This window comes from Cupriavidus sp. KB_39, from assembly GCF_052114485.1.
Lineage (GTDB): Bacteria > Pseudomonadota > Gammaproteobacteria > Burkholderiales > Burkholderiaceae > Cupriavidus.
On sequence record NZ_JBFREV010000026.1, the window covers coordinates 44,636 to 65,051 of the forward strand.

The 20,416-nt window shown below is 65.5% G+C and carries 18 protein-coding genes; 3 read left to right on the top strand and 15 right to left on the bottom strand.

Annotated elements, in window-relative coordinates:
- Nucleotides 1-175: 175 nt before the first annotated feature.
- The 9 genes from AB4Z27_RS19270 to pilM all read right to left on the bottom strand — a co-directional run bounded on the left by AB4Z27_RS19270 (nucleotide 176) and on the right by pilM (nucleotide 9,228).
- The gene (locus AB4Z27_RS19270; RefSeq protein ID WP_441645035.1) at nucleotides 176-907 is read right to left on the bottom strand and encodes a transposase; all 732 of its coding nucleotides are present in this window, start codon (nucleotides 905-907) and stop codon (nucleotides 176-178) included.
- Nucleotides 908-987: 80 nt separating this feature from the next.
- Nucleotides 988-2,124, bottom strand: coding sequence for a deoxyguanosinetriphosphate triphosphohydrolase (locus tag AB4Z27_RS19275; protein ID WP_092299345.1), 1,137 nt, complete (start codon nucleotides 2,122-2,124; stop codon nucleotides 988-990).
- A 52-nt stretch (nucleotides 2,125-2,176) separates the two neighbouring features.
- Complete coding sequence (aroB, locus tag AB4Z27_RS19280) at nucleotides 2,177-3,283, bottom strand: 3-dehydroquinate synthase (RefSeq protein WP_441645036.1); 1,107 nt, start codon at nucleotides 3,281-3,283, stop codon at nucleotides 2,177-2,179.
- Nucleotides 3,280-3,852 (bottom strand): shikimate kinase, encoded by a 573-nt coding sequence (locus AB4Z27_RS19285; RefSeq protein WP_092299352.1) that lies wholly within the window; start codon nucleotides 3,850-3,852, stop codon nucleotides 3,280-3,282. Before AB4Z27_RS19285 ends, aroB begins: the two co-directional genes overlap by 4 nt.
- Nucleotides 3,853-4,111: 259 nt before the next feature.
- Nucleotides 4,112-6,244 carry a type IV pilus secretin PilQ gene (pilQ, locus tag AB4Z27_RS19290; protein WP_092299355.1) on the bottom strand — a complete coding sequence of 711 codons (2,133 nt, stop codon included), beginning with the start codon at nucleotides 6,242-6,244 and terminating at the stop codon, nucleotides 4,112-4,114.
- Entirely contained in the window at nucleotides 6,241-6,777 is a 537-nt protein-coding gene (locus AB4Z27_RS19295) for a pilus assembly protein PilP (RefSeq protein WP_177219992.1), read from the bottom strand. The genes pilQ and AB4Z27_RS19295 overlap by 4 nt, the downstream gene beginning before the upstream one ends.
- 38 nt (nucleotides 6,778-6,815) lie before the next feature.
- Entirely contained in the window at nucleotides 6,816-7,490 is a 675-nt protein-coding gene (locus AB4Z27_RS19300; RefSeq protein WP_092299358.1) for a type 4a pilus biogenesis protein PilO, read from the bottom strand.
- 2 nt (nucleotides 7,491-7,492) lie between these two features.
- Nucleotides 7,493-8,140 carry a PilN domain-containing protein gene (locus AB4Z27_RS19305; RefSeq protein WP_092299361.1) on the bottom strand — a complete coding sequence of 216 codons (648 nt, stop codon included), beginning with the start codon at nucleotides 8,138-8,140 and terminating at the stop codon, nucleotides 7,493-7,495.
- A 17-nt stretch (nucleotides 8,141-8,157) separates the two neighbouring features.
- Nucleotides 8,158-9,228: a type IV pilus assembly protein PilM gene (gene pilM, locus AB4Z27_RS19310; protein ID WP_177219987.1), complete on the bottom strand. Its 1,071-nt coding sequence runs from the start codon at nucleotides 9,226-9,228 to the stop codon at nucleotides 8,158-8,160.
- A 456-nt stretch (nucleotides 9,229-9,684) separates the two neighbouring features.
- Here pilM and AB4Z27_RS19315 point away from each other — a divergent pair, with 456 nt between their 5' ends.
- The gene (locus AB4Z27_RS19315) at nucleotides 9,685-12,063 is read left to right on the top strand and encodes a penicillin-binding protein 1A (RefSeq protein ID WP_092299365.1); all 2,379 of its coding nucleotides are present in this window, start codon (nucleotides 9,685-9,687) and stop codon (nucleotides 12,061-12,063) included.
- Nucleotides 12,064-12,153: 90 nt separating this feature from the next.
- On the opposite strand, the gene cyaY is transcribed toward AB4Z27_RS19315, so the two are convergent.
- Entirely contained in the window at nucleotides 12,154-12,489 is a 336-nt protein-coding gene (gene cyaY / locus AB4Z27_RS19320; protein WP_092299368.1) for an iron donor protein CyaY, read from the bottom strand.
- A gap of 168 nt (nucleotides 12,490-12,657) precedes the next feature.
- Between cyaY and lptM the strand changes: the two genes are divergently transcribed.
- Both lptM and lysA read left to right on the top strand, forming a co-directional pair.
- Nucleotides 12,658-12,915, top strand: coding sequence for an LPS translocon maturation chaperone LptM (gene lptM / locus AB4Z27_RS19325; protein WP_092299371.1), 258 nt, complete (start codon nucleotides 12,658-12,660; stop codon nucleotides 12,913-12,915).
- Between the two features lie 31 nt (nucleotides 12,916-12,946).
- Nucleotides 12,947-14,206 (top strand): diaminopimelate decarboxylase, encoded by a 1,260-nt coding sequence (gene lysA / locus AB4Z27_RS19330; RefSeq protein WP_441593423.1) that lies wholly within the window; start codon nucleotides 12,947-12,949, stop codon nucleotides 14,204-14,206.
- A 45-nt stretch (nucleotides 14,207-14,251) separates the two neighbouring features.
- Here the strand turns inward: lysA and msrQ are convergent, their stop codons facing one another.
- The 5 genes from msrQ to AB4Z27_RS19355 all read right to left on the bottom strand — a co-directional run bounded on the left by msrQ (nucleotide 14,252) and on the right by AB4Z27_RS19355 (nucleotide 20,293).
- Nucleotides 14,252-14,932, bottom strand: a complete 681-nt coding sequence (gene msrQ, locus AB4Z27_RS19335) for a protein-methionine-sulfoxide reductase heme-binding subunit MsrQ (RefSeq protein WP_092299500.1) — start codon at nucleotides 14,930-14,932, stop codon at nucleotides 14,252-14,254.
- A 14-nt stretch (nucleotides 14,933-14,946) separates the two neighbouring features.
- Nucleotides 14,947-15,957: a protein-methionine-sulfoxide reductase catalytic subunit MsrP gene (msrP, locus tag AB4Z27_RS19340; RefSeq protein ID WP_092299377.1), complete on the bottom strand. Its 1,011-nt coding sequence runs from the start codon at nucleotides 15,955-15,957 to the stop codon at nucleotides 14,947-14,949.
- Nucleotides 15,958-16,098: 141 nt separating this feature from the next.
- Nucleotides 16,099-16,527 carry a COG4315 family predicted lipoprotein gene (locus AB4Z27_RS19345; RefSeq protein ID WP_092299503.1) on the bottom strand — a complete coding sequence of 143 codons (429 nt, stop codon included), beginning with the start codon at nucleotides 16,525-16,527 and terminating at the stop codon, nucleotides 16,099-16,101.
- Nucleotides 16,528-16,741: 214 nt separating this feature from the next.
- Nucleotides 16,742-17,965, bottom strand: a complete 1,224-nt coding sequence (gene ccsB / locus AB4Z27_RS19350) for a c-type cytochrome biogenesis protein CcsB (RefSeq protein WP_092299380.1) — start codon at nucleotides 17,963-17,965, stop codon at nucleotides 16,742-16,744.
- Between the two features lie 111 nt (nucleotides 17,966-18,076).
- Nucleotides 18,077-20,293: a cytochrome c biogenesis protein ResB gene (locus AB4Z27_RS19355; RefSeq protein ID WP_441645037.1), complete on the bottom strand. Its 2,217-nt coding sequence runs from the start codon at nucleotides 20,291-20,293 to the stop codon at nucleotides 18,077-18,079.
- Nucleotides 20,294-20,416: the final 123 nt, after the last annotated feature.

Here is a 20,416-nt window from a genome sequence, read left to right on the forward strand (position 1 = left end):
GACCGCAGCGGCGTACACGAGCGTGACGCGCCGCACAATGACTGTGGGTGGAGCAACTATATGAGAATCGGGAATGTATCGCAAAAATTTTAAATGGGGTCAGAACACATTAAAAATCGCCCCGGTTCAGGGCGCATTTTTAATGGGGACACATTAACTTTTGCGCACTTRWTCTTCAGGCTGGTGCATCGGTGGCCGGWGCCTCGTCGAGATCTTCCTCGCTGGCGCGGCGCGGCCGGCCCTTCGGCAACGGCTGCACGCGCCGCGTGGCGTGACGCTCCAGMTGCGCCAGGAAGGCTTCGTTGCCGAGCGGCCACCCGCTATGGGCATGTTTGCGCAGTGTGGCGAGCGTCTTGCCGGACAGCCCTTCGGCAGTGAGCGCGCGATAGTTCGACTGGCGCTCGAAAGGCGTGTTGCCAAGCTCCCAGTAGGCAGAGTGATCGCTCACAAGCGGGCTGGACTCGATGCCSGCGTGATGGCGGTAGCTGCTCCAGCGRTCGGCTTCGGCCGTCATCACCTCGCCGGCACGCAGCGCGTTGCCTTCGGCATAGAGCATGGCCGGCAGCAGCCAGGCATTGGGTTCGATCACGGCCGAGCGGAAGCGCCCTTCCCAGAGCGTGCCGGTGCGATTGGCCACCCGGTTGAAGTGCCGCGCGTAGCGKCGGCCGACGGCCTGCATCGCCAGGCTCAGGGAATCGAGCCCCTTGGGCGTGGCCACCAGATGGATATGGTTTGGGCGCAGCGCGTAGGCATGGACGGCCAGTTCATGCTCGCGCGCGGCCATGCGCAGGCAATCGAGGTAATGGAGGTAGTCGTCCGGGCCCAGGAACACGGGCTGACGATTGTTGCCGCGTTGCAACACGAGCGCCGGCAAGCCGGCTGGGGAGAATCGGGGAAGGCGCGCCATCGGGGGATTCGAGGAACGTGAATCAGCAATCCCCGCATGATAGCCTGATCCGTCCCCATTTAATTCGGGACGTGGCGGGATCAGTCGCTCTCGCTGACGGCGAAGATCCGGCGGTGCTCGCGAATCGCGTAGCGGTCCGTCATCCCGGCGATGTAATGGGCAATCAGGCGCGGCTGGTCGCCGCCATGGCTGGCCTGGTACTGCGGCGGCAACAGGCGGGAGTCCTGCATGAAGGCCCCGAAGAGGTCCGAAATGATCCGCTGGGCCTTGGCGGACATCCGCATCACCAGATAGTGCCTATATAGATGACGGAACAGGAAGCGCTTGAGCGCCGCGGCCTCCTCGTGGACCTTGGGGCTGAAGGCGACMAGCGGCCCGGCGGCGCGCACCGCATCGATATTCTTGGGGTTGGCTGCGGCGATATTGCGCCCGGTGGTCTCGATCAGGTCGACGATCAGCGTGTTGATCATGCGGCGAACCGTCTCATTGATGGCGCGCCGGCCATTGATGCCCGGGAATGCGGCCGTGACCTCGGCCCGGTGGCGGCCCCACATCGGCACTTCGTCGAGCTGTTCCAGCGTCAGCAGCCCCGAGCGCAGGCCATCGTCGATATCGTGGTTGTTGTACGCGATCTCATCGGCCAGATTGGCCAGCTGGGCCTCCAGCGACGGCTGCGCGCCCTCCAAGAAGCGCCGCCCCAGCTCCCCGAGCGCCGCCGCGTTGACCCGCGAGCAATGCTTGAGAATGCCCTCACGCGTTTCGAACGTCAGGTTCAGGCCGTTGAAGCCGCCGTAGCGCTCCTCCAGCTCGTCCACCACCAGCAGGCTCTGCAGGTTGTGCTCGAAACCGCCGTGGTTCTTCATGCAGAGGTTCAGCGCGTCCTGCCCGGCATGGCCGAACGGCGTGTGTCCAAGGTCGTGCGCCAGTGAGATCGCCTCGACCAGATCCTCGTTGACGCGCAGGTTACGGGCGATGGACCGCGCGATCTGCGCCACCTCCAGGCTGTGCGTGAGCCGGGTGCGGAACAGGTCGCCCTCATGGTTCACAAACACCTGGGTCTTGTACTCCAGGCGCCGGAACGCGGTGCTGTGGATCACGCGGTCGCGGTCACGCTGGAATTCGCTGCGCGACGACGACGCCGGTTCGGCATGCACCCGCCCCCGCGACTGCGACGAGTGGGCGGCGTACGGGGCGAGGTGGGATTCGAGGTCGGTCATGCGGCAATCCGGTGGCGGGGCTTGGGGTTGCAAGGCATGGCCGATCGCGGGTTCAGGCGACCGGTGCCTCGGTTGGGGGTTTCAACGTCGCGTGGCGCAGCGTCTCGCGCAGGTCCGCGTCGGGCACGGTGGTGATGAAAGCATCGCCAAGCTTCTTCAGCAGGATGAACTTGATGCTGCCCGCCTCGGCCTTCTTGTCCACTTTCATCAGTTCGATATAGCGGTCGATGCCGAGTTCCGGCGCCACCACGGGCAGCATGGCCGCCCGGGTCAGCTCGCGGATGCGCGCGCGCGTCTCGGTATCGATGAAGCCCAGCCGGTGCGACAGGTCGGCAGCCATGACCATGCCGCAGCCCACCGCCTCGCCGTGCAGCCACTCGCCGTAGCCCATGCCCGCCTCGATGGCATGGCCGAAGGTATGGCCGAAGTTCAGGATCGCCCGCAGGCCGCCCTCGCGCTCGTCCTGGGCCACCACGGCGGCCTTGATCTCGCAGGAGCGGCGCACGGCGTCGGCCATCAGGCTGGTATCGCAGGCGTTCAGGCCGGCGATATGGGTCTCGATCCAGTCGAAGTAGGCCGTATCGGCAATCGCGCCATGCTTGATGACCTCGGCCAGACCGGCCGCCAGCTCGCGGGCCGGGAGGGTGCGCAGGGTGTCGATGTCGGCGATCACCGCGTTCGGCTGGTGGAACGCGCCGATCATGTTCTTGCCGAGCGGGTGGTTGATGCCGGTCTTGCCACCCACCGAGGAATCCACCTGCGCCAGCAGCGTGGTCGGCATCTGCACGAACGGCACGCCGCGCATGTAGCAGGCGGCGGCAAACCCGGTCATGTCGCCCACCACGCCGCCGCCGAGTGCGATCAGCGTGGTCTTGCGGTCGACGCCGGCGCTCAGCAGCGCATCGAAGATCAGGTTCAGGGTTTCCCAGTGCTTGAAACGCTCGCCGTCCGGCAGCGTGACCACGCGCACGGTCTTGCCGAGCGCGGCCAGCGTGGCTTCCACCCGGGCGGCGTACAGCGGGCCGACCGTCTCGTTGGTGACGATGACGGCGTGCTGGCCGCGCACGTGCGGCGCCAGCAATTCGGCGCGGTCGAGCAGACCGCCACCGATATGGATCGGGTAGCTGCGCGTCCCGAGGTCGACTTCAAGCGTAATCATGAATGGGTGTCCTGCGCCGGCTGGTCCGGCGCCGCGGGCGTGGCCGCATCGCCGTCCGGGATGGCTTCCGCGGGCGGAAACACAAAGCCGGCCATCTCAAGTTGCATCAGAACCATATTAGCAAGCTGTGCCACGGACGGCTTGCCGGTTTCGATGATGAAATCCGCCACTTCGCGGTAGAGCGGGTCGCGCTCGGCGTACAGCGCCTCGAGCCGGCCCTTGGGGTCCTGGGTCTGGAGCAGCGGGCGATTGCGGTCGTGGCGGGTGCGCAGCCACAGGTCGTGCGGGCTCGCGCGCAGGTAGACCACGGTGCCATTGGCGCGCAGCACCTCGCGGTTCTCCGGGCGCAGCACGGCGCCGCCGCCCGTGGCCAGCACGATGCCCTGGCGCGAAGCCAGCTCGGCAATGATGTGCGCCTCGCGGTCGCGGAAGCCCGCCTCGCCCTCGTGCTCGAAAATAATCGGAATCCGCACGCCGCAACGCGCCTCGAGCTCATGGTCGGAGTCGAAGAACGGGTAGTTGAGACGCCGGGCCACGGTGCGGCCGACGGTAGTCTTGCCGGCGCCCATAAGGCCAACGAAGAAGAGATTCGGGCGAGTGGCTTGCGCGGTCACTGGGGTATCGAGGTCAAGCAGGCGTGGTGCCTGGCGGCTTCGCATTATCGCCCCGGCCGGGACTTTCGCAAACAGGTGATGACAATACATCACGCGGCATCGCGCGCTTCCGGCCTGGCTGCCTGACGACGCCGCCAATGAAAAAAGGCCGCGTCGGCAAGCGACGCGGCCTCTCAGTCTACTGCATCCGGGCCCGGTACTGCACCCGGCGCGGTTATTTCAGCGACACGTTGTCGTTCAGGATACGCGGCGTCAGGAACACCAGCAGCTCGGTGCGGTTGTTGACCTTGGCGTTGTTCTTGAACAGGTAGCCGATCACCGGGATATCGCCCAGGAACGGCACCTTGTTGTAGTTGTTGCTCTCTTCCTGGCTGTAGATACCGCCAATCACCACGGTGCCGCCGTTCTCCACCAGCACCTGCGTCTGCACGTGCTTGGTGTCGATGGCGAAGCCGTTGGTGGTCTGGATACCCACGCTGTCCTTGTTCACGTCCACATCCAGCAGCACGTTGCCTTCCGGCGTGATCTGCGGCGTGACCTCGAGCTTCAGGTTGGCCTTGCGGAACTGCACCGAGGTGGCACCGCTCGACGTGGCGGATTGGTACGGCAACTCCGTGCCCTGCTCGATCAGCGCCTTGATGTTGTTGGCAGTGACCACGCGCGGACTGGAGATGATCTTGCCCTTGCCGTCGGCTTCCAGCGCCGACAGTTCGAGCGCCAGGAAGCGGCCCGCACCGGCGTTGAAGATGCTGAACGCCACCGATGCCGGGTTCGTGCCGTTGATCGCGGCGGCCGGCAGGCTCAGGGCCGGGCCGTTATCCCACGTGGCGTCCTGCGTGATCGGGCTCACCACGTTGGTGTACGAGTTGCCGTAGCCAGCGCCCGACCGCTGCGAGGCAAAGCCCAGCTTCACGCCGAGGTTCCGGCTGAAGGTGTCGCTGGCCTCGACGATACGTGCCTCAATGATCACCTGGCGCACCGGGATGTCGATCTTCGTCAGGAAGTTCTGCACTTCCTCGAGCTTGCTCGCCACGTCCGACACGAACAGCTGGTTGGTACGCGGGTCAGCCGTCAGCGAGCCGCGCTTGGACAGCATGCGCGTCGCGCCCATCGTGCCGGCCGCGCCGCCCGCGGCCACGCCGCCCGAGCTGGCACCCGAACCGCCGGTGCTCTGGCCCAGCAGCATGCGGCGCACATCGTCCGCCCGCTGGTAGTTGAGCTGGTAGACCTGGCTGCGGATCGGCTCGAGCTCGGTGATCTGCTGCGCCGCCTCGAGTTCCAGCTTCTCCTTGGTCGCCAGTTCCGCCTTGGGTGCCACCCACAGCACGTTGCCGTTGCGGCGGGAGGCCAGACCCTTCGAATCCATCACGATCTGGAGCGCCTGGTCCCACGGCACATCCTTGAGACGCAGCGTCAGGTTGCCCTGCACCGTGTCGCTCGTGATGATGTTCAGGTTCGTGAAGTCGGCGAACACCTGGAGCAGCGAGCGGATGTCGATGTTCTGGAAGTTCAGCGACAGGCGCTCGCCCCGGTAACCCTGGCCGGCGATCAGCTTGTTCGGATCATCCTTGACCGGACGCACTTCCACCACGAACTGGTTGTCGGTCTGGTACGAGCTGTACTCCCAGTTACCGCGCGGCTCGATGGTCAGACGGGCGTTGCCGTTGGCGTCGCTGGCGCGCATGCCCTGTACCGGCGTGCCGAAGTCCGTCACGTCGAAGCGGCGGCGCAGGTCCTGCGGCAGCGCGGTGCCCATGAAGTCCACCACCAGGTTCTGGCCCTGTTGCTGGATATTGATGCCCGAGTCGCGCGAGGACAGGTCCACGACCACCCGCCCTGCACCGTCGGTGCCGCGCCGGAAGTCGATATTGCGCAGCGCCGGGCGGTTGGCCGCCTGTGCCGGCGCCGGGCTGGCCGCGAACGTCGGTGCCGACGTCGTGCTGGTCTGCGCCACGTTGTCCAGCAACACCACGAACTGGTTGCCGCGCACTTCCGTGCGATACGTGGCCGAGCGGCTCAGGTTCAGCACCACGCGGGTGCGGTCGCCGATCTGCATCACATTGGCGCTCTTGAGCACCTTGCCGGCGTACTCGTACTGCGCACGGCCGGCAGGGAAGCCCGTGTCGAAGAAGTCGATCGCGATCTTCGCCGGATTCTGCGTGGTGAAGTCCGCAGGCTTCTGCGTGAGCGGCCCTTGCAGGTCGACCGTGAACACGGTCTGCTCGCCAACGACGTTGGCTTCCACCTGCTTGAGCTGGTTAGTCTGAGCGTGTGCGGCCGGAGAGGCCAGCACCAATGCCATCGCTGCTGCGCCCGCAAGCGCCCGGTACCATCGTGCCGTGATCATGCGGATGCCTCCAGCTTCAGGCTGGTCATTTTCTCTTTCCAATCTGAGACCCCTTCCCGAACCAATTCGCGCAACACGATCTCTTGATCGTTGATGCGGACCACCCGGCCATAACTCTGGCCGAGATACTGACCCACTTTGACGTGGTGGATCTTGTTATCTACGCGTACGACACCGTAGGTCTCGCCGTTTTTTTTCAGCATGCCGAGCATCTTGAAGTTTTCCAGCGGGAATTCCTCAAGCGGCTCGCGTCGCCGTCCGGCCTCCGGCGACTCAGACATCGTCTTGTTCAGCTCACCAATCTTGGTCTGCGCGAACGGTTCCGGCGACGTGCGGCCGCCGTATTCGCGCGGCACGTACGGCTTGACCTCGGGCAGCGGCTCCGGCGGCGGCGCCTTGGCGGCGCGCGTCTGGCTCATCCACTGCTGCAGCCCTTCGTCCTCGCTGGCGCCGCAGGCGGTCAGCGTGGTGGCGGCCAGCATCGCAACAGCGGCGGCTGCCAGCCGGCGCGGCGTGCGGGACGTGCGTGACATCATGGCAATGCGATGCGGGGGGCGATGTGTCAACCGGCTCACTTGGCACCTCCCTTGGCCTTCTTGGCGGCAGCGTCCGCGGCGGCGCGGCGTTGGGCCGCCTGCTCGTCCGGATCCAGGGCGCGGTAGGCCATGGCCTGCGCTTCCATCGACAACGTGCCGTCCTTGGCCACCGCCATGTTCAGGTTGCGCATCGAAACGATCCGGGAGAGCGCCGCCACGTCCGCGTTGAACAGCGCGACGTCGTGGTAGCGGCCGGTGACCTTCAGGTTCACCGGAATTTCGGCGAAATACGACTTGACCACGGCGGCCTGCGGCTTGAACAGCTCGAACTGGAGGCCGCGCGCCACGCCGGCGTGGTTCACGTCGGCCAGCAGCGCATCCATCTCGGTGCTGTTCGGCAACTGGCGCTCGGCCAGCGCCACGCGCTTTTCCACCTCCGTCTTCTGGGCGCGCAGCGCGTCCAGATTGGCCACCTGCGCCACCTTGGTCTTGAACGACTGCTTCAGCGTCTCGTGCTCCGCATGCTTGCGTTCGAGTTCGGTGTTCTTGTCGCTCCAGTAGAACTGCCAGCCGACCACCAGCACGATCACGGCGGCCAGCGCCGAGAACAGCAGGCGCGGCGCGGCCGGCCAGGTCTCGGGCTCGTTCAGGTTCAGGCCGCGGAACTGCGCGGTCAGGTCATTGAGGGAAATATCCGAATTGAGTGCCATGATCAGACCTTCCCCGCTGCAGGTTTGGCCGCGGCATCGGAGGCGGCGCCCTTCTTCTTGTCGCCAGGCACTTCCGGCGCGCGATAGGAGAACCGCATCGAGAAATCAAACAGCCGGCGCTGCTCGCGCAGGTTGTTGGTCATCGTCACGGCCTTCGATTCCACCAGTTCGGCGCGGTCGAGCCACGTCACCTGGTCGATATTGCGCAGCAGTTCGGACACGCGTTCGTTGGACTGCGCCACGCCAGCCATGACAAAGCTGTCGCCGGTCTGCTTCAGGCTGGTCAGGTAGACGCCTTCCGGCACCTGGCGCACCAGCTCTTCGAGCAGCTGCACGGGCAGGTTGCGCTCCGCCTGCAGGCTCTCGATGGCGCGCTGGCGGTCCAGCAGGGCCTCGATATCCTTCTTGAGCGTGTTGACCTCGCGGATCTGGCCATCCATCTGCGTGTTGGCCTGCTGCAGCACGGCGTTGCGCGCCGTCACGGCCTCGATCTGCGAGTCGATATAGAACCCGCCGATCAGCACGATGACCGCCCCGGCGGCTGCCGCGCCGCCCAGGAGCGAATAGACCTTCTTGCGCCGCGCGGCCTTGCGGGCCTCGTGATACGGCAGCAGGTTGACCGACGGGATGGTGTTCGTCGTCGTGGACATGCTTCTCCCCCCGTGGGTTATTGCAGCCCGCGCAATGCCAGTCCCGCACTGACGATGTAGGCCGGCAAGTCGCGCTGGAGATAGCGCTCGTTGACGTTGCCTGCGGTCATCATGTTGGCGAAAGGATTGGCCAGCGTGGTAGTGATCTGCGTCTGCTGCTGGATGGCGGCCTGCACCCCCAGCAGCGAGGCATGTCCGCCCGAGAGCAGGATCTCGTCGACCCGGCCCAGGCTGGAACTGGCTACGAAATTGCCGATGGCGCCCTGCACTTCCATCGCCAGGGCTTCCAGCGACGGCTTGAGCAATTGCGCGCGCCACGCTTCAGGCAGCGTGTTCTTGCGCTTCTTGATCTCGGCCTTGAGGGCATCCAGCGTGAACATGCGCGCGGCGCTCTGCGTGAGCTGGTCGCCGTAGCTGTTCAGTGGCTGTTCGTAGAGTTCCTTCCAGCCCTGGTAGAAGATCGCCTTGGAGCGACTGCCACCGAGGTGGATGACGGCGACCACGGGGAGATCCTTGGCATCGGTCTCGGTCAGGGAGGACGGCACGCCGAGCATCTGTACGACCGAGCGCTGCACGGCGTACTCCTCGACATCCATCACCTGCGGCTTCAGGCCAGCCATTTCGGCCGCCGTCACCCGCTCCTGCACGCGATCGCTGTTGGCGGCCGTCACGCGCACGCCAATCCCGCCTTCGGTCTCGTTGGGGCCAATCACCGCGAAGTCGAAATTCACCGCCTGGGAAGGCGGATAGAGGCGGTGCGCCTCCGATTCGACCTGCGAATAGAGTTCGTCCTCGGACAGGTTGTCCGGAAGACTGACAGTCTGAGATTCCGTCAGCATGGACGGCACGCCAAGGACAACGTCCTTGGTACGAATACCGGCCTTGCCAAGGGCTCGCTTCAGCGCGATGCCCACGGCCTCGATGTTGACGACGTTGCCATCGGCAACGGCGTTGCGGTCCAGCAGTTCGCTGGCGCATTTTTCCAGCCTGAAGTCGTGTTTGCCCGCCCCAACGGACAGCTCCACGACCTTGACGCTGGACGACCCGATATCTACGCCGACCGTAGTCCGGCGCAGAAGACCCGACAAGATGCCCCGTCGCAAGGTGACCCCCTGACATTTGAACTCGCCCACGGCATGACTGCTCTAATGGGGCGAGCCAGATTAGTTTCTTGGATGAAACGTTTGCTCTTTTATGTTCGTGGATTCTCACAAAAAGCAGAGGCGCGCGCAATGTGCCGATCTGACCACGCTTTCTTTTTCAGACGGGCCGCGCGAAAGCGTTGCCAAAATCCCACGGTCCACCTCAAGCCCGTTACAGAGCGTCGCGCCACCGCATCGGTCACCCTCGATCCGGTCTCCCGGCCAACACGCCTTCGCGACACCCGCCAACCCGCCCTGCGCCGAAGACCTGCGCGCCGTGACAACCTGATCTCAACAGGATTACATCTTGTAACAGGGCGATAGCGCCTTTTGCGGCACGGCGCACCTGGGACGCCCCATCCCCGACGATATAATCCGGGCACTCTGATTAGGTAAACCCTTATGGCCACAGCACAACAGAAGCCGTCCCTTCCCGTCCGCCGTCCGCTCTGGGCGCGGATCATGTTCGGGCTGATTGGACTGCTTGTCGCCGGGCTGGTCGCCGTGGCGCTGCTGGTGGGCTACGCGCTGGTCGTGGCCGCGCCCAACCTGCCATCGCTGGACACCATCACCGACTACCGGCCGAAGATCCCGCTGCGGATCTACACGGCGGACAACGTGCTGATCGGCGAGTTCGGCGAGGAGCGCCGCAACTTCGTGCCGATCACCGAGATCCCGGACGTCATGAAGAAGGCCGTGCTCGCGATCGAGGACGACCGTTTCTACGAGCACGGCGGCGTCGACTTCGTGGGCGTGCTGCGCGCCGGGCTGGCCAACCTGCGTGGCGGGCTGTCGCAGGGCGCCTCCACCATCACCATGCAGGTGGCGCGCAACTTCTTCCTCTCGAGCGAGAAGACCTACACGCGCAAGATCTACGAGATGCTGCTGGCGTACAAGATCGAGGCGAACCTGACCAAGGACCAGATCCTCGAGCTGTACATGAACCAGATCTACCTGGGGCAGCGCGCCTACGGCTTCGCCAGCGCCGCGCGGGTCTACTTCGGCAAGTCGATCAAGGACGTGACGCCGGCCGAGGCCGCCATGCTGGCTGGCCTGCCGAAGGCGCCGTCGGCCTACAACCCCGTGGTGAACCCGCGCCGCGCCAAGGTGCGCCAGGAATACATCCTCCAGCGCATGCGCGACCTCGGCTACATCACGCCGGCGCAGTACGACCAGGCCGTGCGCGAGGAGCTGAAGGTGCGCGGCGAGGGTAACGAGTTCTCCACCCATGCCGAATACGTCGCGGAAATCGTGCGCCAGCTCATGTACGCACAATATCGCGAGGAGACCTATACGCGCGGCCTCAACGTCTACACGACGCTGAACAAGGCCGACCAGGACGCCGCGTACGACGCGGTGCGCGGCGGCATCATGACCTACGAGCGCAAGCACGGCTATCGCGGCCCGGAGGCGTTCGTCGACCTGCCGTCGAATCCGTCCGAACGCGAGCAGGCCATCGACGACGCCCTGGTGGAGCACCCGGGCAGCGACGACCTGCGCTCGGCCGTGGTCACCAGCGTGACGCCGAAGCAGGTACGCGCCACGCTGCTCTCGGGCGAGGTGGCGACGATCGAAGGCACGGCGCTGCGGTTCATCGCACCGTCGCTGTCGGCCAATGCCCAGCCCAAGGTCAAGATCCGCCCCGGCGCGATCATCCGCGTCACGCAGGAYGCCAAGGACAACACGTGGTCCGTCACCCAGCTGCCTGAGGTGGCGGCCGCCTTCGTCTCGTTGAATCCTGAAGATGGCGAGATCCGGGCGATGGTCGGCGGCTTCGACTTCAACCGCAACAAGTTCAACCACGTGACGCAGGCGTGGCGCCAGCCGGGCTCGAGCTTCAAGCCATTCATCTACACGGCCGCGCTGGAGAAGGGCTTCTCGCCCGCCACGGTGATCAACGATGCCCCGCTGACGATCGGCCCCGACACCGGCGGCCAGGTCTGGGAGCCGAAGAACTACGACGGCAAGTTCGAAGGCCCGATGACGATGCGCCGCGCGCTGGCCAAGTCGAAGAACCTCGTATCCGTACGAATTCTTCGCGCGATCGGCACGCARTACGCGCAGGACTACATCACGCGGTTCGGCTTCGAGGCCGACAAGCACCCGGCCTACCTGCCGATGGCGCTGGGCTCCGGCGCGGTGACGCCGCTCCAGATGGCCGGCGCCTACTCGGTGTTCGCCAACGGCGGCTATCGCGTCAATCCGTACCTGATCCAGCGCGTGGTGGATTCGCGCGGCAACGTGATCTCCGAGACCCGTCCGCAGAAGGCTGGCCAGGACGCCGTGCGCGTGCTGGATGCGCGTACCGCGTTCATCGCCGACAGCATGCTGCGCGAGGTGGTACGTAGCGGCACGGCCAACCCGGCCAAGCAGCGCCTGGGCCGCAACGACCTGGCCGGCAAGACCGGTACCACGAACGATGCCGTGGATGCCTGGTTCGCCGGCTACACGCCGAAGCTCGTGGCGATTGCGTGGATGGGCTACGACCAGCCCAAGAGCCTGGGCGTGCGCGAAACCGGTGGCGGCCTGGCGCTGCCGATCTGGGTCAGCTATATGAGCAAGGCGCTCAAGGGCGTGCCCGAGAGCCCCGACCGGCAGGCGCCGGAAGGCGTGGTGATGGTGGCCGGCGACTGGACGCTCGAGGAGAACGCGGCGGGTGCCGGCGTGGCATCGGTGGGACTGGGCGATCCGTGGCCCGGCAAACCCGACGAGAGCGCGCGTCCGGCGCAGGATACGGAAGCCGAGAAGCGCAAGATCCTGGAGATGTTCGGCGGCGCTTGAGCGCCTGATCGGCATCCGGACGGTAATTTTCGCCCCAACAAAAAACCGGCCCACTCGGCCGGTTTTTTGTYGGCTGGGGCCGGCGCTGCCTTAGCCGAGCGTCAGCGTGACGCCCGCTTGCTGGCTCATATAGGTGGAGAGCGCCGCGTACAGTTCGGCGCCGCTGCGCGTATCCATCCACTTGGCGCCGTCGTGGCGGAAGTGGAAACCGCCGGCCTTCGCTGCCACCCACAGCTCCTGCATCGGCGCCTGGCTATTGACGATGATCTTCGAGCCATCCTCGAATTCCAGCTCCATGACATTGCCGGTGCGGTTGATCTCGACATCGGCGTCGGCCGCGTCGGCGGCGGTTTCGATGTCGGCTTCCAGCCGGTCCAGGGCCTTGCCGGCCAGTACCAGGAACTCGCTTTCGGTGAGGGGGGGCATGCTACACTCCAAGGCCGCCGGCAKCGCGCCCGGACAGACGTCCCGGGTCGCGATCCGGCTGGCGGAAAAATGGAAAATTGTCGGGACTTGCCACGGATTCCTGCGGATTCCGGGCCGTTTCGCCAGCCATCCAGAAAGTCACCCCAAGCCATCCAAGGCATTCAGACAATGAAGGACTCCCCGAAGCTGCGTCGTGGTGCGATTGTATCGGCGTTTGCCGCCGTACTCGCGATGACCCTGACCGGATGCGGCGTTCGCGGCCCGCTGACCATGCCCCGGGTACCGCCCGCCCCGACCCCGCCCACGGTGCCCGATCCGGGCCTGGGCCAGGCGGGCGCGGTGGCACCGGCACGGCCGATGGGCGAACCCGCCACCAGCGCGCCGGTTCCTGCCGAGCCGGCCACGAACACGAATTCGACGAAGTAACCTGGGCGCCTCGCCCCTCCGCACGCAGAACATGACTGATTTCTTTACCCGCCGCGACGGCGCCCTGGCCGTCGAACAAGTGCCGCTGGCCCGTATCGCGGCCGAGTTCGGCACGCCGACCTACGTCTACTCGCGCGCCGCGCTGACCACGGCCTACCAGGCCTACGCCGCCGCCTGCAAGGGCCGCAACGCGCATGTGCAGTTCGCCGTGAAGGCGAATTCGAACCTGGCCGTGCTGCAGGTGTTCGCCCAGCTGGGCGCCGGTTTCGACATTGTGTCCGGTGGCGAACTGCTCCGCGTGCTGGCCGCCGGCGGCGATCCGCGCAAGGTGGTGTTCTCGGGCGTGGCCAAGAGCGAGGCCGACATGGCGCTGGCGCTGGAGCACGACGTACGCGGCTTCAACGTCGAATCGATCCCCGAACTGGACCGGCTGAACGCCGTGGCCGGCCGGCTGGGCAAGCGCGCGCGCGTGTCGCTGCGGATCAATCCGGACGTGGATGCCAAGACGCATCCCTATATCTCAACCGGTCTCAAGGGCAACAAGTTCGGCGTGGCGTTCGAGGACGTACTGCCGACCTACCGTGCCGCCGCCGCGCTGCCGCACCTCGAAGTGGTCGGCATCGACTGCCATATCGGCTCGCAGATCACGGAAGTGGCGCCCTATCTGGAGGCGCTCGACAAGGTGCTCGACGTGGTGGAAGCGCTTGAGCGCGAAGGTATCCGTCTGGACCACATCGACGTGGGCGGCGGCCTGGGCATCACCTATGCCGATGAAACCCCGCCCGAYATCACCGGCTTCGCCACCACCCTGCTGGACCGCGTAGCAGCACGTGGCCATGGCCACCGCGAGGTGCTGTTCGAGCCGGGCCGCTCGCTGGTAGGCAACGCCGGCGCGCTGCTGACGCAGGTGGAATTCCTGAAGCCCGGCGCGGCCAAGAACTTCTGCATCGTCGATGCGGCGATGAACGATCTGGCGCGCCCGGCGATGTACGAGGCCTACCACCGGATCGAGCCCGTGGCGCCGCGCGCCGACGCGCCCGTGACCTATGACGTAGTGGGCCCGGTGTGCGAATCGGGCGACTGGCTCGGCCGCGACCGCGCGCTGGCCGTGCAGCCGGGCGACCTGCTGGCGGTGATGTCCGCCGGCGCTTATGGTTTCGTGATGAGTTCCAACTACAACACCCGCGGCCGCGCCGCCGAGGTGATGGTCGATGGCGACACCGTGCACCTGGTGCGCGAGCGCGAACTGCCGGCCGACCTGTTCAAGGGCGAGCACCTGCTCAAGGGCTGACCCAGCGGCGCCCCTCTCCGCACGGCGGGGGGCGCGCCATCCTCGCTACGCGGCGCGCTTGCGCGCCCACCACCACATCCGCAGGCCCAGCAGCACGAACACCACGGCGGCGTAGATCGACACTTCGCTGAAGTCGTTCTTGCCCGCCTTGTGCCACCAGAAATGCAGGATGCCGAGCACGGCGATCGCATAGATCGCTTTGTGCAGCGCCTGCCACCGCTTGCCGCCCAGCCGCTTGACCATGCCATTGGTCGACGTAGCCGCCAACGGCACCAACAGCACGAACGCAGCAAACCCCACCGTGATAAATGGACGTTTTGCGATGTCCTTGATCATGTACGCGACGTCGAACCCGCGGTCCACGCCCAGCCACAACAGGAAGTGCTGCACGGCGTAGAAGAACGCAAACAACCCGAGCATGCGCCGCAGCTTGATCAGCCAGTTCCACCCCGTGAAGCGGCGCAGCGGCGTGATGGCCAGCGTGACGCAGAGCATGACCAGCGTCCAGGTTCCGGTGGATCGCGTGACGAATTCAAGCGGATTGGCGCCGAACTGCGCCGTGGCGCCGAGATAGAGCAATCGGGCGAACGGCAGCAGCGCCAGGATCCACACCAGTACCTTGACGGCGCGCACGCCCGACGGCGACAGCGTCGCCAGCCCGCCGGCGCGCGGGGCGGGCGCAGCGGCGGCCGACGCACGCGGCGCCGTGGCTTGATTCGCGATCATGTCCGGCTCCGCCATCAGAAGTTCTTCTTCAGATCCATGCCCTGATACAGCGACGCCACCTGCGCGCCGTAGCCGTTGAACGGCAGCGTCTTGCGCTTGGGCGCGAACAGCGCGGAGAACCCGCCGCCGCCCTTCTCTTCGCCGATGCGCCGCTCGGTAGCCTGGCTCCAGCGCGGGTGATCGACGTCTGGATTCACATTCGAATAAAAGCCATATTCATTCGAAGCGGCCAGGTTCCAGCTGGTCGGCGGCTGCTTGTCCAGGAAGCGGATCTTAACGATCGACTTGGCGCTCTTGAAGCCGTATTTCCACGGCAGCACCATGCGCACCGGGGCGCCGTTCTGGTTCGGTAGCACCTCGCCGTACAGGCCGAAGGTGAGTAGCGCCAGCGGGTGCATCGCCTCGTCCATGCGCAGCCCTTCGCTATACGGCCAGTCGAGCACGGAACTGCTGATGCCAGGCATCTGCTTCTTGTCGGCCAGCGTGATGAACTGGACGAACTTCGCGCCGGGGAGCGGTTCCACGCGGCGGATCAGCTCGGCGAGCGGGTAGCCGATCCACGGAATCACCATCGACCAGCCCTCCACGCAGCGCAACCTGTAGACGCGCTCCTCCTGCGGGGCGAGCTTCACGAGTTCGTCGATGTCGTAGACCTTCGGCTGCTTGACCAGTCCTTCCACCGACACCTGCCACGGCCGGGGCCGCAGCGTGCCGGCGTTGCGGGCCGGGTCCGACTTGTCCGTGCCGAACTCGTAGAAATTGTTATACGTGGTCACGTCCTCGTAAGGCGTGCGCTTCTCGGTGATCACGTAGGTGTTGTTCGGCGTGGCCGCCAGGCGCTGGCCCTTGCCCGGGTTGCCCTGTGCAAACGCCTCACGGGCGAACCACGGCGTCAGCACACTGCCCGCGGCGCCGGCGGCGGCCATCGCGAGCAGGCGGCGGCGCGACTCGAAAATATGGCGCGGGGTGATTTCGGACGTGGCGATATCGTCACCACGAAGCCATTTGGGGGAAGGGATCAACATGATGGGAGCGTTCCTGATGGCCGCATGTTCTGTTGGACATGGGGCTTGGTCGGATGGTGCGGGGAAACCTGACAACTATTTCCCCGCCGTTTGCCGTCCGACATCTCCCCGGACGTGGCCCGGGGAGCAATGTGTAGACGGTCAGGGCTTGGCGACGTGCCAGACGTTATTGAGGTTATCGCCGGCGCGGTCGCCAGCCTTGGCATCCTTGGCGAAGCGATACAGCGGCATACCCTTGTAGGCCCACTGGCGGGTGCCGTCGTCACGCGTGATGATGGTGTAGCTGCCCGTGCCGCTGGTGCCCGGTTCCGCCAGCAGTGGCGGCCAGTTGGTCGCGCAAGTGGCGTTACAGACACTCTTGCCGCCATTCGCCGGGTCGCGGTCGAACGTGTACAGCGTCAGGCCCTGCGGATCGGTCAGCGCGCCGTTCGTCACCTTGACGGTCGGAGGCATGTTGCCGCCGCCCATGCCCATGCTGGAACACGCGCCCAGCAGCACGACGGACGCGGAAGCCACGGCCAGCAGGGCGGGACGCAGCAGCGATGCAGCGGTGTGACGATGAGTGGTCATCATTGGGTCTCCTTTTCTCCAGGGCGGCGCCGCCAGTCGACGCCGTACTTCCTCAGTAAACACCTGATGTGATCCGTTTATTCCCGAAAAGTTAAAAAAATGTGGTGCAGGCGTCAATAAAAGCCCAATGCAGCACTTTCTACCGGGTAGCCACAAAGAAAAAGGCCCGCTTGAGCAAAGCGGGCCTTCGTCGATCAAGCGGGAGACCTCAGCGTCAGAGTTCGCCGTAGCTATGCAGCCCCGACAGGAACATGTTGACACCCAGGAACGCGAACGTCGTGACCAGCAGGCCGACCAGCGCCCACCACGCCGCCATCGTGCCGCGCAGGCCCTTCATCAGACGCATGTGCAGCCACGCTGCGTAGTTGAGCCAGACGATCAGCGCCCAGGTTTCCTTCGGATCCCAGCTCCAATACCCGCCCCAGGCCTCTGCGGCCCAGAGCGCGCCCAGGATGGTGGCGATGGTGAAGAACGCGAAGCCGACCGCGATGGCCTTGTACATGACGTCGTCGAGCAGYTCCAGCGACGGCAGCCGTTCAGCCAGGATCCCGCGCTCCTTGAGCAGGTACGCCACCGACACCATCGCCGCCAGCGCGAACGTGCCGTAGCCGATGAAGTTCGCCGGTACGTGGATCTTCATCCACCAGCTTTGCAGCGCCGGCACCAGCGGCTGGATCTCCTGCGCGTTGCGGGTGACCGTGTACCAGAGCAGGAAACCCACCGCCGCCGACACCACCAGCAGCACGAACGGCCCCATCGCGCGCGTGGCGTAGCGGCGTTCGTAATAGAGGTAGAACAGCGAGGTGATCAGCGTGAACAGGACGAAGACTTCGTACAGGTTCGAGATGGGAATATGGCCGATGTCCGCGCCGATCAGGTACGACTCGTACCAGCGCACCAGCAGGCCCGTGAAGCCGAGCACCACGGCCGCCCACAGCAGCTTGCTGCCAATACTCGAGCCGGTATCGGACCGCGCGAGGAAACCAACCCAGTAGAACAGCGTGGACAGGTAGACCAGCGCGCTCATCCACAGGATGGCCGACTGGCTCGACAGGAAGTACTTGAGGAAGAAGGCCTGCTCAGCGCGAGCGAGGTCGCCCTGGTAGAGCTGGATCGCGAACAGCGCCAGCACGGCCATGCCGACCATCAGCGGCCGCACCGCCTTCCAGTGCCAGCCCAGCAGCGCGAAGGTGGGCACGGCGGCCACCAGCACGGCCTTGTCGTAGACATTCATCCAGGCGCCGTAGCGCGTGAGCGCAAACCCGGCGCCCACCACCAGCAACAGCGCGAAGGCCCAGTCGAGCCAGCCCAGCCGGCGCAGGAACGAGGGTTCGAGGTAGGCCTCCGATGCATCCGCCATCGAGGCGTTGGCGGCATTGGAAGCGTTGGCGCGCGACGGGTTCAGGCCCGGGTTGGCGTGGTTGACATTGGACGACATGACATTCCTGCTCTATTTCCTGCGCTTTTGGGAGTTATGCATATGTACTATATCGATCGCACCCGCATATCACCGGGCATTGATGCCGTGAATCCCGGTGATCGGTGCGCATCAATGTGCCGACGAATCGGCTGAGGGGTGCGACGGGTGCGTCCCCGGCGATGGCCCCGCGCCGGCTGCGCGTCCGATATCGTCGCGCAGTGCCCTGAACTCCTTCTCGAAATCCATCGTCCGGCGCTGCGTCGACATGGCCATCAGCACATGGCTGCCGGCCCGCTGCGCCGCATTGTCYGGCCCCTGCGCGGCACTGTCCTTGATCCAGATCCACACGCGCCGCTCGCGGATGTAGAACATCGAAAAAACGCCAAGAACGAGCAGCAAACAGCCAAGATACACGATGTTTTTGCCCGGCGCACGCGTCATCTGGAACACGCTGGCCTTGATCTGCTGGAAGTCATCGAGCTGCAGGAAAACCGGCGCGCCGTAGAAGAAACTGTCCGACAGCGTGTTGATGGCCTGCTGCAGGAAAGCGCCGCTTTTCGCGTCGTTCGCGATGGCCGGCAGGTCGTCGCGCTCACGCGACAGTTGCCACAATTCCCACATCGAGCCATTGAGAATCCTCAGCAGCACATCGGCCGCCTTCTGTTGCTCGGCGGGCGGCACGGACTTTTCGAGGAACGCGGCGATGGCGGTGAAGCCGCCCGGCGGCGCATCGGGCGCGCTGCGCGTGGCGCCGGCGAACAGGTCCATCGCGCGCTGGGCGCTCTCGGCGAGTYGCTTGCGCAGCGTGTCCTTATCGGCGCCAGGCATCGAGATGGCCGCAAAGCGGCGCGCGGCTTCGCCACGCATCGCGCTGTCCTGCAGCGCCGCGCGCAGGCGCATCCAGTCGCCCACGCCGTTCTGGTCGTCGGCCGGAATGCGCAGGTAGCGGAACGCCTCGCTCGGCGACTCCCGCATGCCGGCCAGGAACACCGACTGGCCCTCCAGCTGCACCGGCACCATGTAGTTGTTGTATTCGCGCGCCTGGCCGGTGCGGTCGCGCAGCTTGTATTGCACCGACGGGCCGACGTTGCGCAGCGTCTTCTCCTTGTCCGTGCTGGCCGCCGCGCCCAGGTGCTGCTCGAGCGTCTGGTTCAGCGACTTGCGCGCCACGCCCCGAGCGTCGGGCTTGCCCGAGGCATCGGTGACGTTCTCGATATTCATCAGTCGAAAATCACTGAATTCGACGGTCAGATCCTCCTGATCCGCCCCGGTACCGGTGCCAGCCAGCTTGGCGTTGCCGCCGACCGTGCCAGCCAGCGCGAAGGTGCGGTGCGCCGCGCCYGACATCGGATAGCCCACGAACTTGAGCTTGGAGCCGCCATCCTCGAAGCTCGACTGGTAAATTGCCACGCCATCGACGATCAGCGGCTCATTGACCTTGATCGTTGCCTCGGTCTGCTTGCCCGTGGCGCGGTCCGTCACCACCACATCCGAGGCGAACAGCTTCGGCATGCCCGTGGTGTAGTAATCCACCGAAAATTTCTTGAGCGTGATCGTGAACGGCAAGTCCTGGACCAGCGCGCCATCGGCAATGTTCAGGATGGCCGTGGACACCGTGGCGCCCTCGGGCACGAAGGCATTACCCCGGAACCCGGGGTTGCTGGCCGACAGGCGGTGCTTGGCCGGAATCTCGCTGATGATGGCGTTGCCGTCGATTGGGCTCTTGCCGCCGAACCACATCTGGGCGCGGATCAGCATGTCGCCATCGAGCAGGCCGCCGATGCAGATCACCACGATGGACGTGTGCGCCAGGATATAGCCGAGCTTGTTCGCTGCCCCGGCCTTGGCCGCCAGCAGCGTGGCCCCCTCGTGTGCCACCGGCTTCACGCGGTAGCCACGGTTGCGCAGCAGCGCGGTCAGCCTGCCCACCGCCTCCTCGCGGCCGCGCGGGGCCTCGTACTCGGCACGATGGTGGAACGCGCGCAGGCTGCGTTCGCGCACATGGTCTTTCCACGAGCGCATGTCGGCAATCATCCGCGGACCGTTGCGGGTGATGCACAGGGACGTGGAAATCACGAGGAACGCCAGGATCAGCAGGAACCACCAGGAACTGTAGACCTTCTGGAGCGACAGCGCGTGGAACAGGTCCGCCCAGAACGGCCCGAACTGGTTGACGTAGTTTGGATACGGCTCGTTCTGCTTGAGCACCGTACCGATGATGCTGGCGATGGCGATCACCGTCAGCAGCGTGATGGCGAAGCGCATCGAGGACAGCAGTTCCACGCCGTCGCGCAGCACACGGTGGGGGGTCTTCAGGTGCAGCCCTGAAGTGGATGGGGTGGACATGGGCKGTGACAGGTTTCTGGGTAATGCCGGTGCAGCATGCGGCTGACGTCGCAAAAACATGAAAAAAGGGTGGTCCCGCTTGCAGGCAGGGCCACCCTCTTCGATTGTTGCCCGCGCGTCCGG